General features: G+C 36.3%; 15 protein-coding genes and 1 riboswitch. Of the genes, 14 read left to right on the top strand and 1 reads right to left on the bottom strand.

Annotation, left to right across the window (positions count from 1 at the left end; all coding sequences use genetic code 11):
• The first annotated feature begins 21 nt into the window (after positions 1–21).
• The 11 genes from WMO18_RS01555 to WMO18_RS01505 all read left to right on the top strand — a co-directional run bounded on the left by WMO18_RS01555 (position 22) and on the right by WMO18_RS01505 (position 17,313).
• Positions 22–726, top strand: coding sequence for a gamma-glutamyl-gamma-aminobutyrate hydrolase family protein (locus WMO18_RS01555; RefSeq protein WP_211147601.1), 705 nt, complete (start codon positions 22–24; stop codon positions 724–726).
• A gap of 31 nt (positions 727–757) precedes the next feature.
• A riboswitch (Fluoride riboswitch) is annotated at positions 758–833 on the top strand.
• Positions 834–871: 38 nt separating this feature from the next.
• A complete protein-coding gene (locus WMO18_RS01550) occupies positions 872–2,092 on the top strand; it encodes a chloride channel protein (RefSeq protein ID WP_211147600.1) in 1,221 nt (406 codons plus the stop codon).
• A 355-nt stretch (positions 2,093–2,447) separates the two neighbouring features.
• Positions 2,448–6,257, top strand: a complete 3,810-nt coding sequence (rpoB, locus tag WMO18_RS01545) for a DNA-directed RNA polymerase subunit beta (protein ID WP_211147599.1) — start codon at positions 2,448–2,450, stop codon at positions 6,255–6,257.
• 17 nt (positions 6,258–6,274) lie between these two features.
• Positions 6,275–9,820, top strand: coding sequence for a DNA-directed RNA polymerase subunit beta' (gene rpoC, locus WMO18_RS01540; protein WP_211147598.1), 3,546 nt, complete (start codon positions 6,275–6,277; stop codon positions 9,818–9,820).
• Between the two features lie 207 nt (positions 9,821–10,027).
• Complete coding sequence (gene rpsL / locus WMO18_RS01535; RefSeq protein WP_022504815.1) at positions 10,028–10,447, top strand: 30S ribosomal protein S12; 420 nt, start codon at positions 10,028–10,030, stop codon at positions 10,445–10,447.
• A 145-nt stretch (positions 10,448–10,592) separates the two neighbouring features.
• On the top strand, positions 10,593–11,063 hold the full coding sequence (gene rpsG / locus WMO18_RS01530; protein WP_211147597.1) for a 30S ribosomal protein S7: 471 nt from the start codon (positions 10,593–10,595) through the stop codon (positions 11,061–11,063).
• A 44-nt stretch (positions 11,064–11,107) separates the two neighbouring features.
• Complete coding sequence (gene fusA / locus WMO18_RS01525; protein ID WP_211147596.1) at positions 11,108–13,192, top strand: elongation factor G; 2,085 nt, start codon at positions 11,108–11,110, stop codon at positions 13,190–13,192.
• Between the two features lie 116 nt (positions 13,193–13,308).
• Entirely contained in the window at positions 13,309–14,511 is a 1,203-nt protein-coding gene (tuf, locus tag WMO18_RS01520; RefSeq protein WP_138157103.1) for an elongation factor Tu, read from the top strand.
• 228 nt (positions 14,512–14,739) lie between these two features.
• Positions 14,740–16,455 (top strand): right-handed parallel beta-helix repeat-containing protein, encoded by a 1,716-nt coding sequence (locus WMO18_RS01515; RefSeq protein ID WP_367286246.1) that lies wholly within the window; start codon positions 14,740–14,742, stop codon positions 16,453–16,455.
• 27 nt (positions 16,456–16,482) lie between these two features.
• Positions 16,483–16,905, top strand: a complete 423-nt coding sequence (locus WMO18_RS01510) for a hypothetical protein (protein ID WP_211147594.1) — start codon at positions 16,483–16,485, stop codon at positions 16,903–16,905.
• 144 nt (positions 16,906–17,049) lie between these two features.
• The gene (locus WMO18_RS01505) at positions 17,050–17,313 is read left to right on the top strand and encodes a DUF1292 domain-containing protein (RefSeq protein ID WP_022504809.1); all 264 of its coding nucleotides are present in this window, start codon (positions 17,050–17,052) and stop codon (positions 17,311–17,313) included.
• Between the two features lie 129 nt (positions 17,314–17,442).
• On the opposite strand, the gene WMO18_RS01500 is transcribed toward WMO18_RS01505, so the two are convergent.
• Positions 17,443–17,709, bottom strand: a complete 267-nt coding sequence (locus WMO18_RS01500; RefSeq protein ID WP_211147593.1) for a hypothetical protein — start codon at positions 17,707–17,709, stop codon at positions 17,443–17,445.
• A 580-nt stretch (positions 17,710–18,289) separates the two neighbouring features.
• Here WMO18_RS01500 and WMO18_RS01495 point away from each other — a divergent pair.
• From WMO18_RS01495 to WMO18_RS01485, 3 genes are all read left to right on the top strand, one after another.
• The gene (locus WMO18_RS01495; protein ID WP_211147592.1) at positions 18,290–19,792 is read left to right on the top strand and encodes a phosphohexomutase domain-containing protein; all 1,503 of its coding nucleotides are present in this window, start codon (positions 18,290–18,292) and stop codon (positions 19,790–19,792) included.
• Positions 19,792–20,229, top strand: a complete 438-nt coding sequence (locus tag WMO18_RS01490) for a GNAT family N-acetyltransferase (protein WP_211147591.1) — start codon at positions 19,792–19,794, stop codon at positions 20,227–20,229. Before WMO18_RS01495 ends, WMO18_RS01490 begins: the two co-directional genes overlap by 1 nt.
• Before the next feature lie 110 nt (positions 20,230–20,339).
• Positions 20,340–22,259 carry a helix-turn-helix domain-containing protein gene (locus tag WMO18_RS01485; RefSeq protein ID WP_367286245.1) on the top strand — a complete coding sequence of 640 codons (1,920 nt, stop codon included), beginning with the start codon at positions 20,340–20,342 and terminating at the stop codon, positions 22,257–22,259.
• The last annotated feature ends 769 nt before the right edge of the window (positions 22,260–23,028 follow it).

The raw sequence follows: 23,028 nt of genomic DNA, 5'->3' as shown, positions 1-23,028 counted from the left end.
TTTGTGTAAGGAGAGATTTTTATGAAGAAACCTATAATAGGTGTAACACCACTGGTTGATATTCAAAGGGAGAGTTATTGGCTAGTACCGGGATATATGAAAGGTATTGAGGTAAGTGGTGGTATCCCTATAATGTTGCCACTTACCTGTAATAAGGCTGATATAGATGCATTGATAAATATGTGTGATGGATTTCTGTTTACAGGTGGTCAAGATATTTCTCCTAGTTTGTATAGGGAAGAAAAGTCAAGTTTATGTGGTGAAGTGTGTAAAGAAAGAGATACTATGGAGGAAATTCTATTTGAAATAGTTTTGGAAAATGATAAATCAGCTTTAGGCATTTGTAGAGGTATTCAGTTCTTTAATGCTTATTTAGGTGGTACAATTTATCAGGACTTAATAGCTGAAACAAAAACAAAAGTTTTCCACAAACAAAAGCCACCATATGGAAAATCCAGTCACATTGTAAATTTAGTTAAAGGTTCTCCGTTACAAAATCTTTTGAAAACCCATAACCTACCGGTAAATAGTTATCATCATCAAGGAGTAAAGAAACTTGCCGGTAACTTAGAGCCTATGGCATATGCTACTGATAATTTGGTTGAAAGTGTGTATATGCCTAGTAAAAAGTTTGTATGGGCAGTTCAATGGCATCCTGAATTTTCTTACACTACCGACAAGTACAGCAGAATGATTTTTAGGGCATTTGTAGATAGTTGTCTATAAATCTTGACAAGATTACTGAAAGATAATATAATAACCCTTAGGGAATGAATGTCTCCCTTAGTATTATTACTTAAACTGCTTTTTAAGCTGATGACTTCTGCATTTTGCAGGGTTATCAGCTTTTTTTCGTGTAAGGAGGAATTTTGTGGAGAATTTTAAGAAAAAGTCATTTACTGTGCTAAAGTACATAGCTTTTGGTGTGGTGATAGGTGTTTTGGTTGGTGCAATTGATACTTTGTTTGGTAGAGTGTTAATAGCTATTACTGATTTTAGAACAGACTATTATTTATTTTTACTACCGTTTTTGCCTTTAGCCGGATTATTAATTACTTGGATGTACAATAAGTTTAGTGCAGTTAGCTTAAAGGGTATGTCACTTGTTTTTGAAACAGGTCAAAGTAAGAGAAATTCAATACCCTTACCACTAGTGCCACTTGTAATGATAGGTACTTGGATTACACATTTGTTTGGTGGTAGTGCCGGTAGGGAAGGTGTTGCAGTACAGATTGGTGCAACCCTATCCCATAGAATAGGTAGAAAGTTTCACTTTTCTAATAATGAGAGAGTGTTACTTATTACCGGTATGTCAGCAGGTTTTGGTGGATTGTTTCAAACACCATTAGGTGCAGTTTTCTTTGCACTGGAGGTTATTGTAGCCGGATATTTGGAGTATGAAGCATTACTACCGGCTTTTATTGCATCAATAGTTGCTTGTATAACTTCTCATACCTTAGGACTAGAGAAATTTTCAGTTAATGTTACAGATACCCTTGATTTTACAGATTACAAGGTGATAATTTTCCTAGTTATAATGGGTATTGCTTTTGGTTTAGTAGGTAGATTGTTTTCATATCTATTGCAAAAATCAAAGGACTTTATGAAAAATAAAATTAAGAATCCATATGTGAGAATAGCTGTGGTTTCTATTCCACTTGCTATAATTTTAATTTTCTTCCATAATGGCAGATATAGTGGTCTTGGTACAAATCTGATTTCAGCCTCATTTAGTGGTGGGGAAGTTCATTACTATGATTTTATTATAAAGCTACTGCTGACTATTGTAACCTTGGCTATAGGTTTCCAAGGTGGTGAGGTTACACCTTTATTTTCAATAGGTGCAACACTTGGAGTTGTGCTGGGTAATTTATTTGGTGTTTCCCCAATTGTGTGTGGTGCTATTGGATATGTTGCAGTATTTGGCAGTGCAACAAATACTTTAATTGCACCTATACTTTTAGGAGTAGAGGTTTTTGGTGTAGCCAATGTTTTGCCTATAGCAATAGTTTGTATAATTGCATATATAGTAAATGGTAACCTTTCAATTTATTCCTCTCAACAGAAAGCACTTTTTGGTTTTGAAGAATAAACAGTAAAAATTATTGTAAAATTAAATTAATTAAAACTAACAACTGTAACGGGTGTTTAGTTACCCTTACAGCAGTACAACAAAAAAGACCTTTGAGCTTGAAAATAGCCCAAAGGTCATATTTTTTCTAAAAAAATAAAGATTTTCGCATTTTTTGCAAAAATCTCTTGACATTCAAAAACTTCTTGTGTATAATAGTACGGCATAATATTATGAGATAGTATCGCTAGTATGCCTTTCTTATGGGTGAATATTACCACAAGTTTTTTTACTTGTCAAGTGGTAATATTTAAAGCGACTCTCAGTAATAAAGTTATATAAAAGTAGTGCAAATATACAAAAGGAGTGAACTAAAGTGGTAGATGTCAAACCAGTTAAGCTTGGCAGAAACGAAAGAATGTCCTTTGGTAAGATTGATGAAGTTATCCAGATGCCTCATCTTCTTGATATTCAGAGGAAGTCTTACCAGTGGTTCCTTGAAGAAGGACTAAGGGAAGTCTTTAAAGATGTATCAGGTATTACTGATTACACAGGCAACCTTGTTCTTGACTTTATGGATTATGAGCTGGATGTTGATAAGCCAAATTATTCAGTTATTGAATGTAAAGAAAGAGATGCCACATATTCAGCAGCCCTTAGGGTTACTGCAAGACTGTTAAATAAGGAAACAGGCGAAATCAAGGAATCTAATGTATTCATGGGTGATTTCCCTCTTATGACAGACAGTGGTACATTCGTTATCAACGGTGCAGAAAGAGTTATTGTTTCTCAGCTTGTTAGAAGCCCTGGTGTTTACTACAAGATGGACCGTGATAAGACAGGTAAGGAACTATATTCCTCAACTGTTATTCCTAACCGTGGTGCTTGGCTAGAATACGAAAACGACATTAACGATGTTTTCTATGTTCGTATTGATAAGAACAGAAAGATTCCTGTAACAGTATTTATCCGTTCATTAATCGGTCTTGAAGCTTTGCTAAAAGACAGAGAAGAAAAGGAAATGAACGGTGAAAAGTGGAACCTTGAAGATGTTGACCTTACTGTAATCGGTAAGGATAGCGAAATTATTGATATCTTCGATATGAACGATATGATGAAAGCTACTATCGAAAAGGATACTACTACTAACGCTGCAGAAGGTCTGATTGAAGTTTACAAAAAGCTAAGACCATCTGAACCTCCAACAATTGAATCTGCTATGACTCATCTATCAAATCTATTCTTTGACGATAGAAGATATGATATGTCAAGAGTAGGTAGATATAAGTACAACAAAAAGCTTGGTATTGCTCACCGTCTTGAAGGTTACAAGTTAGCATCTCCTATTGCTAACCCAAGAACAGGTGAAGTTATGGCTCTTGCTGATGAAGTTATCACAAGAGAAAAGGCTTTTGAAATTGAAAATGCCGGTGTTACACTTGCTTATGTTAAGAGCGACGACGATATTCCTGTAAAGGTTATCTCAAACGGTATGGTTGACATTAATGTTTATGTTGACTTTAATGCTGAAGAAGAATGCGGCATTAACGAAAAAGTAAGAGCATCTGTACTTTTCCCAATTCTTGAAGAATGTGAAACAGAAGAAGAGTTAAAGGACGCTCTAATTGATAACAAAGCAGAGCTAATCCCTAACTACATTACTATTGATGATATATTTGCTACTATTAACTATATGAATTCCCTAGCACAGGGTATTGGTGTAACAGACGACATTGACCACCTAGCTAACAGAAGAATCCGTTGCGTAGGTGAACTACTACAGAACCAGTTTAGAATTGGTTTCAGCCGTCTTGAAAGAGTTATCCGTGAAAGAATGACACTTCAGGCTCAAGACCCTGAGGCACTTTCACCAAATACACTAATTAATATTCGTCCTGTAACAGCAGCTATTAAAGAGTTCTTTGGTAGTTCTCCTCTATCACAGTTTATGGACCAGAACAACCCTCTTGCTGAACTTACACATAAGAGAAGACTTTCAGCCCTAGGTCCCGGTGGTCTTTCAAGAGACCGTGCATCATTCGAAGTTCGAGATGTTCACTATACTCACTATGGCCGTATGTGTCCTATCGAAACTCCTGAAGGTCCTAACATCGGTCTAATCTCTTACTTAGCTACTTTTGCAAAGATTAATGAATACGGCTTCATTGAAGCTCCATATAGAAAGATTGATAAAGAAACAGGTATCGTTACTGACGAAGTTGTTTATATGACAGCTGATGTTGAAGATGGTTTCAAGGTTGCTCAGGCTAACGAACCACTTGACGAAAACGGTCGTTTTGTTAACAAGAAGGTTGTTGGTCGTTGCAGAGAAGAATTTGTAGAACTTGCTCCGGAAGAATTCGACTTTATGGATATTTCTCCTAAGATGGTTGTTTCTGTTGCTACATCTCTAATTCCTTTCCTAGAAAACGATGACGCAAACCGTGCTCTTATGGGTGCTAACATGCAGCGTCAGGCTGTTCCTCTACTTGTTACAGAATCTCCTATCGTTGGTACAGGTATGGAATACAAAGCCGGTGTTGACTCAGGTAACTGTATTCTTGCTGAAGAAGACGGTATTGTACTTTCTGTTTCTGCTGACAAGATTTGTGTTCAGTACGACAGTGGTAGAATTCAGAACTTTGATGTAATCAAGTTCCTTCGTTCTAACCAGAGTACTTGTATCAATCAGATTCCTGTTGTTGACAGAGGTCAAAGAATTGTTAAGGGTGAAGTTCTTGCTGATGGTCCTGCTACAGACAACGGTGAACTTGCTCTTGGTAAGAACGCACTTATCGGATTTATGACTTGGGAAGGTTATAACTACGAAGATGCTGTTCTAATTAACGAAAAGATTGTACGTGAAGATATGTACACATCTATTCATATTGAAGAACACGAAACAGAAGCTCGTGATACAAAGTTAGGACCTGAAGAAATTACTCGTGACATTCCAAATGTCGGTGAAGATATGCTTAAGGATCTTGACGAAAACGGTATTATCCACATCGGTGCTGAAGTTCGTTCAGGTGATATTCTTGTTGGTAAAGTAACTCCAAAGGGTGAAACTGAGCTAACTGCTGAAGAAAGACTACTAAGAGCTATCTTCGGTGAAAAGGCAAGAGAAGTTAGAGATACTTCACTTAGAGTACCTCATGGTGAAACAGGTATCGTTGTTGATGTTAAGGTATTTACTCGTGAAGAAAGTGCTTCAGAACTACAGCCCGGTGTTAACAAGGTTGTTAGAGTTTACCTAGCTCAGAAGAGAAAGCTATCTGTTGGTGATAAGATGGCAGGTCGTCATGGTAACAAGGGTGTTGTTTCCAGAATTCTACCTCAGGAAGATATGCCATTCCTACCTGATGGTACTCCACTTGACATCGTTCTTAACCCTCTGGGTGTTCCATCTCGTATGAACATCGGACAGGTTCTAGAAGTTCACCTAGGTTATGCTGCTAAGGCTCTAGGTTGGAAGATTATGACACCGGTATTTGACGGTGCTCATGAACAGGATATTTTCCAGTGTCTAAAAGATGCCGGTTATAGCGAAGACGGTAAAACATGGCTTGTTGATGGCCGTACAGGTGAAAGATTTGATAACCCTGTTACCGTTGGTTATATGTATTACTTGAAGTTGCATCACCTTGTTGATGATAAGATTCATGCTCGTTCAACAGGTCCATACTCACTTGTTACTCAACAGCCACTTGGTGGTAAAGCACAGTTCGGTGGTCAGCGTTTCGGTGAAATGGAAGTTTGGGCACTTGAAGCTTATGGTGCTGCTTATACTCTACAGGAAATCCTAACAGTTAAGTCTGATGATGTTGTTGGTAGAGTTAAAACTTACGAATCAATCGTTAAGGGTCAGAACATTCCTACTCCTGGTATTCCTGAATCATTTAAGGTTCTTATTAAGGAATTACAGTCACTTGCTCTTGATGTTAAGGTACTTGACGAAGATAAGAATGAAATTGACCTAAAGCAACATTTTGATGATGATATTCCTGAAGTTGCTAATAACGAAGAAACCCTTGAAGAAGATAATGTTATGACTTCCGAAGGTATGGAAGGTTTCGTACTGGACGAAGATTCTGACGGTGAGGGTAATATGTTTGATGAAAACTCAATCGTTGAAGATAATGACGATATGTTAAACTTTGATGATTTTGGTTCAGATGAATTATAATAAGGAGGCAGTTTATAATGGAAAACAATACATTTGATTCAATTAAAATTGGTCTTGCCTCCCCTGACCAGATTAGAGAATGGTCATATGGTGAAGTTAAGAAACCAGAAACAATTAACTACAGAACATTAAAGCCTGAGAGAGACGGTCTATTCTGTGAAAGAATTTTCGGACCTACTAAGGACTGGGAATGTCACTGTGGTAAATATAAGAAAATCCGTTTTAAAGGTAAAATTTGTGATAGATGTGGTGTTGAAGTTACAAGATCCAAGGTTCGTAGAGAAAGAATGGGTCATATTGAACTAGCTGCTCCTGTATCACACATTTGGTACTTTAAGGGTATTCCTTCAAGAATTTCCCTAATGCTTGATATTTCTCCTAAGGCTTTGGAACAGGTTCTATACTTTGCATCTTACATTGTTATTGATCCGGGTGAAGCTAGAGAAATCTCTAAAATGCAGATTCTTACTGAAACAGAATACAGAGATTTGTATGAAAAGTATGAAGATGACTTTAGAGCAGGTATGGGTGCTGAAGCTATCAAGGAACTTCTAACAGAAATCGACCTTGATCAGCTATATACTCAGATTACTACTGATCTTGAAGGTGCATCAGGTCAGAAGAGAGTTAGACTTCTTAAGAGACTAGAAGTTGTTGAATCATTCCGTCAGTCAGGTAACAGACCTGAATGGATGATTCTTGATGTTATTCCTGTTATTCCACCGGACATCAGACCTATGGTTCAGCTTGATGGTGGTAGATTTGCAACATCTGACCTTAATGACCTATATAGAAGAGTTATTAACAGAAACAACCGTCTTGCAAGACTACTTGAACTACAAGCTCCTGATATTATTATCAGAAACGAAAAGAGAATGCTACAGGAAGCTGTTGACTCACTAATCGACAACGGCAGAAAGGGCAGACCTGTTACAGGTCCTAACAACAGACCTCTTAAGTCACTATCTGATATGCTAAAGGGTAAGCAGGGTCGTTTCCGTCAGAACCTACTGGGTAAGCGTGTTGACTACTCAGGTCGTTCAGTTATCGTTGTTGGTCCTGAACTAAAGATGTATCAGTGTGGTCTTCCTAAGGAAATGGCACTTGAACTATTTAAGCCTTTCGTTATGAAGAGACTTGTAGAAACAAAGGCTGTTGTAAATATTAAGGCTGCAAGAAAAGCAGTTGAAAGAGCAAAGCCTGAAGTTTGGGATGCACTTGAAGTTGTTATCAAGGGTCATCCGGTTCTACTAAACCGTGCTCCTACACTTCATAGACTTGGTATTCAGGCATTTGAACCTGTACTTGTTGAAGGTCGTGCTTTAAAGCTACACCCACTTGTATGTACAGCTTACAACGCTGACTTCGATGGTGACCAGATGGCTGTCCATGTACCACTATCTGCAGAAGCTCAGGCTGAAGCAAGATTCCTAATGCTTGCTGCCGGTAACCTACTAAAACCTTCTGACGGTCGTCCTGTTTGTGTACCTACACAGGATATGATTCTTGGTTCTTATTACCTAACACTTGATAAGGACGGAGAAAAGGGCGAAGGTAAGGTATTTAGAGATGTTGATGAAGCTATGATGGCTTATCAGACAGGCTACCTAACACTTCATTCTAAGATTAAGGTTAGAATGACTAAGGAATTCAACGGTGTTAAAGAATCAGCCCTAGTCGATACAACAGTTGGTAAGATTATCTTTAATAACCCAATTCCTCAGGATCTAGGCTTTGTTGACAGAAGTCTTGAAGAAAACAAATTTAAATTAGAAATTGACTTCCTTGTAGGTAAGAAACAGCTAGGTAAGATTATTGATGCTTGTATCAGAGTACACGGCACACAGACTACTTCAGTTGTTCTTGACCATATCAAGGCTCAAGGTTATAAATATTCAACAAGAGGTGCTATCACAGTTGCTGTTTGTGATGCTAAGATTCCACCTGAGAAGAAAGCAATTATCTCAGCTGCTGAAGAACAAGTTGATGGTATCCGTAACGAATATATGATGGGTTTCCTATCAAACGACGAACGTTACCAAAATGTTCTTAAAGTTTGGGAAAAAGCTACTGATGATGTTACTGCAAAACTACAGGATAACCTAGATAGATTCAACCCAATCTATATGATGGCTGACTCAGGTGCTCGTGGTAGTATGTCACAGATTCGTCAGCTAGCCGGTATGCGTGGTTTGATTGCCAACACATCAGGTAAAACAATTGAAATCCCTATCAGAGCTAACTACCGTGAAGGTCTAAACATCATGGAATACTTTATTTCTTCCAGAGGTGCTCGTAAGGGTCTAGCCGATACTGCTCTAAGAACTGCCGACTCAGGTTACCTAACAAGAAGACTTGTTGATGTTTCTCAGGATGTTATTATTCGTGAAGACGATTGTCATACTGATGAAGGTCTTGAAATCTTCGATATTAAGTCAGGCAACAATGTTATTGAAGGTCTTCGTGAAAGACTTATCGGTAGATACCTTGTTCATGACTTCTGTGATGAAAATGGCAATGTTCTTGTATCTAAGGACAAGATGATGGGCGAAGAAGAAGCAGATATTATTGTTAATGCAGGTACAGAAGAAATCGAAATCAGAAGTATCCTTGGTTGTCATTGTAAGCATGGTGTATGTAGAAAGTGCTACGGTTCTAACCTTGCAAACGGTCAGCCTGTTACTGTTGGTGAAGCTGTTGGTATTATCGCAGCTCAGTCAATCGGTGAACCTGGTACTCAGCTAACAATGAGAACATTCCACACCGGTGGTGTTGCTTCTGCTGAAGATATTACACAGGGTCTTCCAAGAGTTGAAGAACTATTTGAAGCCAGAAAGCCTAAGTCACTTGCTATTATTTCTGAAATCGACGGTGAAGTTAGATTTGAAGAAATCAAGAAGGCTCGTCACGCAGTTGTTTATAATAAGGCAACAGGTGAAGAAAGACAGTACCTAATCCCATTCGGCTTTAGAGTAAATGTTGAAGAAGGTCAGGTTATCAAGGCCGGTGACAAGATTACTGATGGTGCTATTTATCCGGCTGATATTCTTTCAATCCTTGGACCAAAGGCTGTTCAGAACTACCTAATCTCTGAAGTACAGTCAACATACCGTCTACAGGGTGTTGATATCAACGATAAGCATATCGAAGTTATTGTTCGTCAGATGATGAAGAAGGTTAAGATTGAAGACAGTGGTTCTACTAGCTTTATGGCCGGTCAGAACTATGACCGTAACGAGGTTCTTTACGAAAACAAGATGATTGAAGAAAGAATTAAGAACGGTGAAGAAGGTCTTAAACCTGCTAAGTATACTCAGTTACTTCTTGGTATTACAAAGGCAGCTCTTGCTACTGATTCATTCCTATCAGCTGCTTCATTCCAGGAAACAACTAGAGTTCTTACAGATGCTGCTATTAAGGGTAAGGTTGACCCATTGGTAGGTCTAAAAGAAAATGTTATCATTGGTAAGCTAATTCCTGCCGGTACAGGTATGCACAGATACAACGGTGTTGAACTTGAAGAAAACTATGTTCAGCCACAGCAGGTACAGCCACTTGACTAATATATAACTGTTTAAATTAGAGGTTACCCTTATGGGTAGCCTCTTTTTTGCAGAAAAAAAGAAAAAATATGAAATTTATTATTGACAATGTTGTAACTTATGTGATAGAATGACGGTAAGCGTGGAATAGGGTAATTGCGTAAAATTACAGTAAAATCCGTGCTAAAATATCGGAAAAACCGAAATAATTTAAGAAGGAGGAAAAAAATGCCTACATTTAACCAGCTTGTTCGCAAGGGTAGAGAAGTTACTGAAAAGAAGGCAAAGGCACCTGCTCTTTTAAAGGGTTGGAACTCACAGAAGAGACAGGCTACTGATAATGCTTCCCCACAAAAGAGAGGCGTATGTACTAAAGTGTCAACTGCTACACCAAAGAAGCCTAACTCAGCTCTTAGAAAGATTGCCAGAGTAAGACTTTCAAACGGTATTGAAGTTAGTTCTTATATCCCTGGTGTTGGTCATAACCTACAGGAACACTCAGTTGTTCTTATCCGTGGTGGCCGTGTAAAAGACTTACCTGGTGTTCGTTACCATATCGTTCGTGGCACACTTGATGCTCAGGGCGTTGCTAACAGAAATCAGGCTCGTTCAAAGTATGGCGCAAAGCGCCCAAAAGCAGGTAAATAAGGAATTGACAAACTAACACTTTTATGTTAAATAGTTACTGCAAAAGCAGACTTTATATAGATTATAGAGTTTCTGTTGGCAGTACGGAAGTTTGTCGCTTTCGAGTACCTATGATATCTCAAATATTGTGAAGGAGGGAAGTAAAGTGCCAAGAAGAGGCTCAATCGCAAAACGTGATGTTTTGCCAGACCCAATGTATAATTCAAAACTAGTTACTCGTCTAATCAACAACGTTATGCTTGATGGTAAGAAGGGTGTTGCTCAGAAAATCGTTTACGGTGCATTCGACATCATCCAGGAAAAGACAGGTAACGATCCACTAGAAACATTCGAGAACGCAATGGAAAATGTTATGCCGGTTCTTGAAGTTAAAGCTCGTCGTGTAGGTGGTGCAACTTACCAAGTACCTATGGAAGTTAGAGCAGAAAGAAGACAGACTCTAGGTCTTCGTTGGATCACAGCATATTCAAGACAGCGTTCAGAAAGAACAATGAAAGAAAGACTTGCTGGTGAAATCCTTGATGCTATCAACAGTACAGGTGGCGCATTTAAGAAGCGTGAAGATACTCATAAGATGGCTGAAGCTAATAAGGCTTTCGCTCATTACAGATGGTAATAGCAGGACTTATTAGAAATAACTTATAAAGGAGGATATTAACCATGGCAAGACAGGTTTCACTTGAAATGACAAGAAATATCGGTATCATGGCTCATATTGATGCCGGTAAAACTACAACTACTGAAAGAATTCTGTACTACACAGGTGTTAACCATAAGATTGGTGAAACACATGATGGTGCTGCTACTATGGACTGGATGGTTCAGGAACAAGAACGTGGTGTAACAATTACATCTGCTGCTACTACATGTTTCTGGAAGGATCACAGAATCAACATCATCGACACACCTGGTCACGTTGACTTCACTGCTGAAGTTGAACGTTCACTTCGTGTACTTGACGGTTCTGTAACAGTACTTTGTGCTAAGGGTGGTGTTGAACCACAGTCAGAAACAGTTTGGAGACAGGCTGATAACTATCATGTTCCAAGAATGGCTTATGTAAATAAGATGGACATTATGGGTGCTGACTTCTACAGAGTTGTTCAGATGATGAAAGACAGACTAAGCTGTAACGCAGTTCCAATTCAGCTACCAATCGGTGCTGAAGATACATTCAGAGGCATTGTTGACCTAGTTACAATGAAGGCTGAAGTATATTACAATGATGACGGTACAGACATTAGAGAAGAAGAAATTCCTGAAGATATGAAGGAAATCGCTCAGAAATACCATGAACAGCTAATCGATTCTGTTGCAGAACTAGATGACGCTCTAATGGAAAAATATTTCGAAGGCGAAGAACTAACAATTGACGAAATTAAGAAGACTATTCGTAAGGCTACTATTGCTAACGAAATGGTACCTGTAACTTGTGGTACTTCATACCGTAACAAGGGTGTACAGCTACTTCTTAATGCTATCGTTGACTATATGCCAGCTCCTGTTGACATCCCATCAATTAAGGGTGTTAACCCAGACACAGGTGAAGAAGATGTAAGACATTCTTCTGACGATGAACCATTTGCAGCTCTTGCATTTAAGATTGCAACTGACCCATTCGTTGGTAAGCTATGTTTCTTCAGAGTATATTCCGGTGTTGTTAATGCTGGTCAGACAGTTTACAACGCATCAAAGGATAAGAACGAAAGACTTGGTCGTATCCTACAGATGCATGCTAACCATAGAAAAGACATTGATACAGTTTATGCCGGTGATATTGCTGCTGCTGTTGGTCTAAAGAATACTACTACAGGTGATACTCTTTGTGACGAAAAGCACCCTATCATCCTTGAATCAATGGAATTCCCAGAACCTGTTATTAGAGTTGCTATTGAACCTAAGACAAAAGCAGGTCAGGAAAAGATGGGTATTGCTCTTGCAAAACTTGCAGAAGAAGACCCAACATTTAAGGCATATACAGATGAAGAAACAGGCCAGACAATCATTGCCGGTATGGGTGAACTTCATCTAGAAATTATCGTTGACAGACTACTAAGAGAATTCAAGGTAGAAGCTAACATCGGTGCACCACAGGTTGCTTATAAAGAAACAATCCGTTCTGATGCAGATGTTGATATGAAGTATGCTCGTCAGTCAGGTGGTAAAGGTCAGTACGGTCATGTTAAGATTCGTGTTTCTCCTAACCCAGGCAAGGGCTACGAATTTGTTAACTCTATCGTTGGTGGTGCTATTCCTAAGGAATACATTCCAGCAGTTGACCAAGGTATCCAGGGTGCTATGCAGTCAGGTATCTTAGCTAACTACAATGTAGTTGACTGTAAGGTTGAACTATATGATGGTTCTTACCATGAAGTTGACTCATCTGAAATGGCATTTAAGATTGCCGGTTCTATGGCTTTCAAGGAAGCTATGAAGAAGGCAGATCCTGTTCTACTTGAACCACTAATGAAGGTTACAGTTATTGTTCCTGAAGAGTATATGGGTGACGTTATCGGTGACCTTAACTCTCGTCGTGGTCAGATTCAGGGTATGGAAGCTGTTGGTAATGCTCAGCGTATCAACGCTCATGTTCCTCTATCTGAAATGTTCGGTTATGCTACTGATATGCGTTCTAAGACTCAGGGCCGTGGTCAGTACGTAATGGAACCAGACACATATCAGGAAGTTCCAAAGTCAATCGCTGAAGACATTATGTCAAAGCGTAATAAGAAGTCTGAAGACTAATATCTTATAAATTAATACTCTTTTGTTGATTATATATCAACAAAAGGGTTGCAATTTTATTAAAAAATTGTTACAATAATAACTACCAAGATTTTAATCTAAGGAGGATTATAAAAATGGCAAGAGAAAAGTTTGAAAGAAATAAGCCACACGTAAACATTGGTACTATCGGTCACGTTGACCATGGTAAAACTACACTTACAGCTGCTATCACAAAGGTTCTTAACCTAAACGGTGAAGCAGACTTCGTTGATTATGCTAATATCGATAAGGCTCCAGAAGAAAGAGAAAGAGGTATTACAATCAACACAGCTCACGTTGAATATGAAACAGATAAGAGACACTACGCTCACGTTGACTGCCCAGGCCATGCTGACTATGTTAAAAACATGATCACTGGTGCTGCTCAGATGGACGGTGCTATCCTTGTTGTTTCTGCTGCTGATGGTCCTATGCCACAGACAAGAGAACACATCCTTCTATCTCGTCAGGTTGGTGTTCCATACATCGTTGTATTCATGAACAAGACTGACCAAGTTGATGATCCTGAACTACTAGAACTAGTAGAAATGGAAATCCGTGACCTACTAAACGAATATGACTTCCCAGGCGATGACACTCCAATCATCAAGGGTTCAGCATATCTTGCTCTAACAAGCACATCAACAGATACAAATGCTCCTGAATACAAGTGTATTCACGAACTAATGGATGCTGTTGACGAATTCATCCCAACTCCAGAAAGAGATTCTGATAAGCCATTCATCATGCCAGTTGAAGACGTATTCACAATCACAGGTCGTGGTACTGTTGCAACAGGTAGAGTTGAAAGAGGCGTTATCAACGTAAATGATGAAGTTGAAATCGTTGGTCTAACAGACGAAATCCGTAAGGTTGTTGTTACAGGTCTTGAAATGTTCAGAAAGTCTCTAGACTATGCTGAATGTGGTGATAACGTTGGTGCACTTCTAAGAGGTGTTCAGAGATCTGAAATCGAAAGAGGTCAGGTTCTTGCAAAGCCAGGTACAATTCACCCACATAAGAAGTTCAGTGGCCAGGTTTACGTTCTAACAAAGGACGAAGGTGGCCGTCATACTCCATTCTTCAACAACTATCGTCCACAGTTCTACTTCAGAACAACAGACGTAACAGGTACAATCACACTTCCAGAAGGTACAGAAATGTGCATGCCTGGTGATAACGTTGAAATGTCAGTTGAGCTAATCACTCCTATCGCTATCGAAGAAGGTCTTCGTTTCGCTATCCGTGAAGGTGGTAGAACAGTTGGTTCAGGTGCTGTTACATCTATCAACGAATAATTATAACTTAATATAATTATTTACCTAAGTAATTTAGTCCCTTGTCTTTTGACAAGGGACTTTTTGCGTTCATTTCTTATTAATTATAAATTCTTGTTGTGAAATTATACAAAGTGGTAATATTCTTGTAATACACTTTGCACAAAGTTATTGTGTTGTTTTAATAAATATTTACAGTAAAAAATATAAGTGGTAAAATGTAGTTACAATATATTAGGAGGGATAATTATGAACATATTTAAGAAAATTATACCGTTGTGTTTATGTTTATCAATGATATGTACTTTATTTGGCTTTCAAACTGTAGAAGGTGCTACTGCATATGATGAAACAATTTCTAACGGTAGTTTTTCAGACTTTCAACAAGCATTGCTAAATGCAAAAGACAAAGGTACTGCTAATCATATTTATAAAATACATATTACAAAGGATTTAAGAATTAATCAATCTGTAGGTATTTATTCAAACACTATGATTGTTGTTGATAAAAATGTAAAAATTATTCGTAATTTACCTGCAGGTGATGGTGGAACAACATTTAGAGTAGGCAAACCGGGTTCTTCTGCTTCAGAATATTATTATAGAAACATTACTATTCAAGGTGGCATTTGGGATGGTAATGTTAGAAGTAAAGACACAGGCTTCTGCACATTTAAAGTAAACCATTCTCAGAATGTTAAGTTCCTAAATATGACAATTCAAAATGACCTTGAAGGTCATATGATTGAGGCAGGTGCTGTTAATGGGTTAACAATTTCTAGGGTTAACTTTAAGAATCATAAATGCTACTTTAAGGCTCATAAAAATAAGAATGATTACTATGAGCATGAAGAGGCTTTACAACTTGATGTAAACCTATATGAAACGACTGCTATCGGCAAATATGATAAATACCAAAACAAAAATGTAACTGTTGATAGATGTAATTTTACAAACTTAGGCAGAGGTATTGGTTCTCACAATAGTATTGATGGTTGTTATTTTACAAATATGAAGTTTACTAACAATACCTTCAAGAATATTAAGAGTTATGCAATCGGTGCTATTAATTATAGAAATAGCAAAATTCAGAATAACAAAATTCTAAACTGTGGCTCAGGTATTTTGTTTGTAAATTCTAAGCCTAATTATACAGGCTATACCGGCACATATGTTGTAAATAATTGGAATTTAAAGGTTAATACTTCTAAGGACAATTCTATTATTTCAGGTAATACAATTACAATTAATAGACCAAAATCTAAGGATAGCAGAGCTTTGTATATTAACGGTAACAAAATTTCAAAACCTGCAATTTATAAAAAAGGTCTTAACTCAGCAAACAGACTATCCGGTTATCAAGGCTATCTAAAAGGTGACCACAGAATTAATGGTTTAACAATCACTAAAAATAACATTACCGTTAAGAATATGACTGCTGTCTTTTATAAAGGCATCAGAAACTCAACATTTTCTAACAATAAAATTACATTTAACGGCAACCAAAAATCAGATTACTATGGACTAACTATGGATAGCTTTCCGGATCAGCCAAATGAAAATGTAACTGTTAATGGCAACAAAATCAAGAACTTTAATGGTGGTATACTATGTAAGAATAGCAAGAAAGTTACTTTCAAAAATACTACAGTTTATAATTCATATAAGCAACATATTTATCTTGAAGGTGTCAATGTTACATTTGTCGGTTGTTCACTTGATAAAGCAAAAACTAAGCATGGTATTGCAAGTAAGAACAGTAAAATTACTTTGAAAAATACAAATATTACTAATGCAAAAGAATTTGGCCTTTATTCTTACAACTGTTCCGGTAAAGTAACAGGTGGTAAGATTGCAAATTGTGGTAAGTACGGTATCGGTGCATACAAGAAAGGTATCTCATATAGCAAGGTTAAGTTCTCTAATAACGGTGCAAACGGTAAATGTAATTATTACAGAGGTTAATTTATTATTATCTAAGGAGTGTTTATAATGAAAAAATTAATGTGCTTAGTTACAGTGTTGATGATGATTTCTATGTTTGCTTTCAGCATTAATTCTTTTAGTGCTGATGAAGTAAATAATAATGAAACTACCCTTGTAACTAATCAGGATGAAACTGAAAATGAAGATTTTAACGATGAAGATTTCGTTGATATGGATGGACATGATGATGACCTTGCTGATGAATATTACAGGGAACATGGTGATGAGGATGATGAGGACAATCTAGCTACAGATGATGAAATGGCTTATTCTAGTGGTAATCTTGCACCAAAAGAGTCAACTTCCGATGAAATAGGTTCAGAAATGAGTTCACCTAAAACAAGTGATACAGATACATATACTGCAGTAGTTTTAGCACTACTATTTGGTTCAGTAGCTTCTGTTGCAGTTTATAAGCTAAAGAAATAATTAAATAAAAAACTAAAAGGTCTGTTACTATGTAGCAGACCTTTTGTGTATAAGATAATAACAGAATAGCAGAAATAGGGTAGGATTATTGCAATTTTATTTAAAGTATTGTACACTATTTATATAACTTTTTAGGAGGATACTATGGAAAAGAATGTAATTTTCACTTTAGAAGACGATTTAGGCAATGAAACTGAGTTTGAGTTGCTTGATGTTATTAACTATAAAAATGATGAATATGCTGTTTTAATTGAGAATGTTGAGGATGTAGAGGACTTAACTATTCTTAAGATAGACAGTTATGATGACCAAGAAGAGGTTTATACCGGTATTGATGACGATGATTTGGTACAGAAAATCTTTGACATTTTCAAGAAAAATCATCCGGATGAATTTGATTATAAATAATTTTTATTTCAATTTCCATATTTATGTATTAAATTGCATAGCAAAAAAGGCACTCAGCTGAGTGCCTTTTCTGTTAAGGATTTTTGAAATTAATGCGTTCTAAACGCGACTTGTTATCAATGTTACTGATTAAGCAATTTCAGCATTACCTGTATCACCAAGTAGGTTGAATCTGAATAATTTGCTTTCATCATTCTTGTTATCACAATAAATGCAAGCTTCTGCGATTTTGCCGCCTTCGATTAGCTTTGTTAAACCAACGAGCTGACATAGTTTGCTTTTTAGATTCAAACGGTCTCCCTCGCTAGTAATTAGATATACATTACCTTCGCAAGTGTCGAGCACGGCAAGGAACTTGGTAACATCAATGTCATGTAGATTGATCATAGGTGTCATAAAATTTTCCTCCTTAAATTATATACGATTTTTCGTGCTGCCATTTACCATTTGGCTGTGAATGAATCGCTAACGAATGTTTGCGATATCAAGTGGACTATTTACTTGACACTTACTATTATACATATTCTTTAGTGAATGTCAACAAATAATTGCTACTTTCTTTGTACAAGGTGACTACTAAATATCAAAACTGTACAATTACAATGTACGATTACTGTGCAATATGCTACAAAACATTTAACAGTAATTTTAACTAGTTAAAGTTCGTGTAAATTATTTTAGTGAATATTATCAAATTTATTCCCTAAAAGAAAATAAATTTGAACAATCATACAAATTACAAAAATGAAATTTTCTGTTCCAGAATAAAAAACCATAAAAACACCGAAAAAGCCCATTACAATGGGCTTTTTTTATGTTATAACCGACTAAAATTAAGTAAAAATAAAATAAAAAATTTTTTCAAAAAACTCTTTACAATACTAAAAATAGGTGAAATTATATACTTATTTTTATTGTATTGAACTTTGTTATATTGTATAATAGTTTTAGAAAATTAATTTAAGGGGTATATTTTATGCTTGATAATTTTTATAAAAACTTCAAAAGTGGTACAGATATTCGTGGTGTAGCATCAGAGGGTGTTGAAGGTCAAAATGTTAACCTAACTGATGATGTTGTTAAGAAAATGGCTTTTGGCTTTGTACTATGGCTGGAAAAGGTAGCTGATAAAAAGGCAAGTGAAATGACAATTTCAGTCGGTAGAGATAGCCGTATTAGTGGCGAAAGAATTGCAAATGATGTTATAGATAGCTTTAAGAAAGCCGGTGTAAAGGTAATTTACACTAACCTATCATCAACACCATCAATGTTTATGACTACTGTTGACCTTGGTTGTGACGGTGCAGTACAGATTACAGCATCTCACCATCCATTTAACAGAAACGGTCTAAAGTTCTTTACTCCTAATGGTGGACTTGAAGCAAGTGATATTGAAGAAATTTTACAGTATGCACAGGATGATAAAAAGCCTGAAATTACTGATAACGGTACTGTAGAAGAAATGGACTATATGTCAAGATATAGCAACCACCTATGTGATATTATTAAGAAAGGTGTTAATGCTGAGGACTATGACCACCCTTTAAAGGGCTTTAAAATCGTTGTAGATGCCGGTAACGGTGTTGGTGGATTCTATGCTGACAAGGTGCTAAAAGTTCTTGGTGCTGACACAGAAGGCTCAGTTTACCTTGATCCTGACGGAATGTTCCCTAATCATATTCCTAACCCTGAAGACAAAACTGCTATGGAGTCAATCTCTAAGGCAGTATTAGATAGCAAAGCTGATTTAGGTGTTATCTTTGATACTGATGTTGACAGAGGTGGTGCAGTAGATAGCTTTGGTAAAGAAATCAACAGAAACAGACTTGTAGCTCTGGCATCAGCTATTGCACTTGAAGGTACTGACGGTGGTACTATTGTTACTGACTCAGTAACTTCATCAGGTCTAAAGGACTTTATTGAAAATCACCTTGGCGGTAAGCACTATAGATATAGAAGAGGCTACAAGAATGTTATTGATAAGGGTATTGAACTAAATAACAATGGTGAGTTCTGCCCATTAGCTATTGAAACATCAGGTCATGCAGCTATGAAAGAAAACTACTTCCTTGATGATGGTGCTTATCTATGTACAAAGATTATTATTAAAATGGCTCAACTTGCTAAGGAAAACAAAACAATTGATATGATGCTTAAGGACCTTAAAGAACCTGCTGAAAGCAAGGAAATTCGTTTTAAGATTACTGAAGAAGATTTCAGAGCGTGTGGTGAAAAGATTATTGCCGATCTTGAAAAGTATGCTGAAAATGAAACTAATTGGATTGTTGCAGATGATAACAGAGAAGGCATCAGAGTATCATTTGATAAAGAAAATGGTGACGGTTGGTTCTTATTAAGACTTTCTGTACATGACCCTATTATGCCACTTAATATTGAAAGTGACTCTGTTGGTGGTGTAGAGAAAATCTACAATCAGTTCTATCAGTTCCTAAAGACAACTAAAGGACTGGAATATTAATGAATATTCGTGTAGCAAAATCAAGTGACTTAGACGGAATTTTACCTTTAGTGCAAAGTGTATGGACTTCAGTAAAATCTTCCCTTGACTTGTACTTGCAGTTCTCGAATATGGACAATGACTCCTCTGTAATGTTTGTTGCAGAGGAGCATAATATTTATATAGGGTTTGCAACAGTTGGGTTAAGGTTTGAATATATTGAGGGGACAAAAACATTGCCTGTAGCTTACCTTGAGGGAATTGCAGTTAAGGAAGAATACACTTCGAAAGGTGTAGGAAAGGCACTTATAAATATGTGCGAAAAATGGGCAAAGGAACACTGTTGTACTGAATTTGCATCAGATTGTTCTGTGGATAATGTAGCCGGTGAACATTTCCATAAAGCTACAGGCTTTAAAGAAGTCAGCAGAAATATTCATTTTGTAAAACCCTTGTAGCCCAGTGTTTAAGCCAATGCAACCAATAGTTGCGTAATTGCAAACTAGAATATGTTGTGCTACCAAAGGACAAAAATGTATAATGAACTCATCAAAAAAGGAGGGCGTTTATGAATATTGAAACGGCAAACATACTTTTGCAATATAGAAAGAAAAGTGGTCTAAGTCAAGAAGAATTAGCATCAAAAATTGGTGTCAGTAGGCAAGCTGTCAGTAAGTGGGAGAGAGCAGAGGCTTCACCTGATACTGACAACCTTATTCTATTGGCAAAGGTATATGGAGTAACTCTTGATGAACTTTTGACAGGTGACCCTGAAGAAATCTTAAACAGAAATAAGCAAGATTTAGAAGATAATAAAACTGAAGAAAATACCCAAACTGATACTGAAAAAGAAACGGAAAATAATGATACTAATGAAGAAACAAAAGCAAAAGTATCTTTTAAAAACGGTATCCATGTTGATGACGGTAAAGACAAAGTTGATATAAGTTTTAGAAACGGTATTCATGTAGACAGTAGTGACGGTGCAAAGGTACATATTGACCGTAACGGCATAAATGTTGTCGATGAAAGTGGCAAACAAAAAGTCTATACCGATGAAAACGGTCATATATATGGTGACAAAGATTACAAAAAGAATGGCAAGAAAAATCCTGCAATGGAGTTTCCAATTTGGTTAGTTTCAGTTGTGGCATTCTTCTTATTTGGATTCTTAGATATTTTAGGTGGTTGGGTAACTAGCTGGTTGTGGTTTTTAGTTATTCCACTATATTACACAACGGTAAAGGCTATACAGAAAAAGAAAGTAAATATTTTCTGTTATCCGGTGTTTATTACTTGGATATACTTAGTGTTAGGTTTGTACACTAACTTGTGGCATCCAATGTGGCTATTGTTCTTAACAATTCCTTTATTCTATTATATAGCCAATATTATAGATAGAAAAAATCATCCACAAGAAGATATTAATATTGAGCAAGATGGTTATAGTGCAACAGTAACTACAGTAGAACCTCAGAAAGAAAGCCATATTTTTAGAAATACAATTATTATTGTAGGCTCAATTTTTTGTGTCTTTCTGTTAATTCTTTGTGTTTCTTCTGTTTTCGGACAAAATGGTAAGTTTACAAAAATAACAAAATTCGATTGTAATGCAAATGATGGTATTCACACTATAGACTTAAAGAATGGTAGTGGTGATGTTAATTTCTATAAAAGTCCTACTGATTATAGCTATGTTGAATACAATTGTGAATACAGAGGATATTTTGGTTCTTTAAATAAAGATACAAAATTAACAAAGTATTATAAAGGATTTGTGAATATTACTACTAATCCCAATAGTGGTTTTTGCTTGTTTGGATATTTAAATCAGACTACTAATATTTATTTAGCTGATGATGTTTATTATAAGTATGATAAATCAAAAATAGACAGTTCTGTTTATGACGGTACAAAATATTTAACAATAAAGACTGGTTCAGGCTCAGTATCTATGAAGTCAGATTTAAGCATTAATGATATTCAGTTAGATATGTCATCAGGTGATTGTGATTTTAGTAATCTAAAATGTAAGTCCCTTAGAACTTATATTTCAAGTGGTAGTGTAAATTTGGTAAACCTAACTTGTGATGAACTAAAAACAAATGTTTCCAGTGGTTCAATTGATGGTAATAATGTTATTGTCAAAAGTTTAGATACTGTTTCAGGTTCAGGTGATACTACTTTACAAGGTAATTTCGATAAAACTAAGGTAAAAGTATCAAGTGGTAGTGTTGAAATCAATAGCGAAAGTGTTCCAAAATATTCTGATATTGATATTTCTTCCGGTAGTGTTGATTATATTATTCCGGACACAATTACCGGCTTTAAGTTAAGTTACGAAAAAAGTTCAGGCAGTATTGATAGTGAATTTGACCTTAATAATTCACTGGATAATGATAAGGGTACTGCAACTTATAAAAAAGGCAGTAACAAAATCAACGTTAAACTATCTTCTGGTTCTCTAGACCTAGTAAAATATAAATAATCTGAAATTAATGTAATAATTTAGGGAGTACATTGTACTCCCTATTGTTATGTGAATTTTTGGTCTAGATTAGTTGTATAAATTAGGGGTTTTCAATTTTGTCTGTTGGTAAAGATAAATTTGATAAATTAGGGTTTGTGAGGATGATTATGTAATATAGGTTAATTAGATAGTAACCGATTAATTCATCTAATTTATAATTTTTCCCTCCTTCCGTCAAATTTGTTTCTTTGAAACAAATTCGCCACCTCCCTCGTCTGAGGGAGCCTTTGTTTTTACTATAAATTGTATCAATTTATAAAGTCTGTACTATTTAAAAATTGCGTACTAATTTTATATTTGTACAAATTATTTTGCTTCCCTCGCTGAGGGAAGTGTCACCGAATGGTGACGAAAGGAGTGGTTGATATTTTAAACTTGTTTAAAATATCATCATGGCTGAAATTTTCCTCTATTTCTAACTATAAAGTATAAGAAAATTATGAGTTACAGGTGTAGGGTCCAACATCGTTGGACCGAGCAAATTAACCTCTTTATTGGCATATTGCCCTATGTAGATATTATAAATTTATAATCTGAAAATAGGACAAAAATCCCATAGGTATCACACTTTTTAACGGGCGAACGGTGTTCGCCCCTACCGTGTAACTCATATTTTTTCCTTTATTTCTAACTAATTATTATGAAAATTTTGAGTTACAGGTGTAGGGTCCAACATCGTTGGACCGAGCAAATTAACCTCTTTATTGGCATATTGCCCTATGTAGAT

The sequence above is a fragment of the Ruminococcoides intestinihominis genome, assembly GCF_040096285.1.
GTDB lineage: Bacteria > Bacillota > Clostridia > Oscillospirales > Acutalibacteraceae > Ruminococcoides > Ruminococcoides intestinihominis.
The sequence above is the reverse complement of the archived record's forward strand: the minus strand, read 5'-3'. Positions and strand labels throughout refer to the sequence as shown.

Bases quoted from the DNA above. Each gene is read 5' to 3' on its own strand.
- WMO18_RS01500 (WP_211147593.1), bottom strand. From the start codon at position 17,709: ATGACACCTATGATCAATCTACATGACATTGATGTTACCAAGTTCCTT.
- WMO18_RS01485 (WP_367286245.1), top strand. From the start codon at position 20,340: ATGAATATTGAAACGGCAAACATACTTTTGCAATATAGAAAGAAAAGT.
- WMO18_RS01510 (WP_211147594.1), top strand. From the start codon at position 16,483: ATGAAAAAATTAATGTGCTTAGTTACAGTGTTGATGATGATTTCTATG.
- WMO18_RS01555 (WP_211147601.1), top strand. From the start codon at position 22: ATGAAGAAACCTATAATAGGTGTAACACCACTGGTTGATATTCAAAGG.
- WMO18_RS01505 (WP_022504809.1), top strand. From the start codon at position 17,050: ATGGAAAAGAATGTAATTTTCACTTTAGAAGACGATTTAGGCAATGAA.
- fusA (WP_211147596.1), top strand. From the start codon at position 11,108: ATGGCAAGACAGGTTTCACTTGAAATGACAAGAAATATCGGTATCATG.
- rpoC (WP_211147598.1), top strand. From the start codon at position 6,275: ATGGAAAACAATACATTTGATTCAATTAAAATTGGTCTTGCCTCCCCT.
- WMO18_RS01495 (WP_211147592.1), top strand. From the start codon at position 18,290: ATGCTTGATAATTTTTATAAAAACTTCAAAAGTGGTACAGATATTCGT.
- WMO18_RS01490 (WP_211147591.1), top strand. From the start codon at position 19,792: ATGAATATTCGTGTAGCAAAATCAAGTGACTTAGACGGAATTTTACCT.
- WMO18_RS01515 (WP_367286246.1), top strand. From the start codon at position 14,740: ATGAACATATTTAAGAAAATTATACCGTTGTGTTTATGTTTATCAATG.
- rpsL (WP_022504815.1), top strand. From the start codon at position 10,028: ATGCCTACATTTAACCAGCTTGTTCGCAAGGGTAGAGAAGTTACTGAA.
- tuf (WP_138157103.1), top strand. From the start codon at position 13,309: ATGGCAAGAGAAAAGTTTGAAAGAAATAAGCCACACGTAAACATTGGT.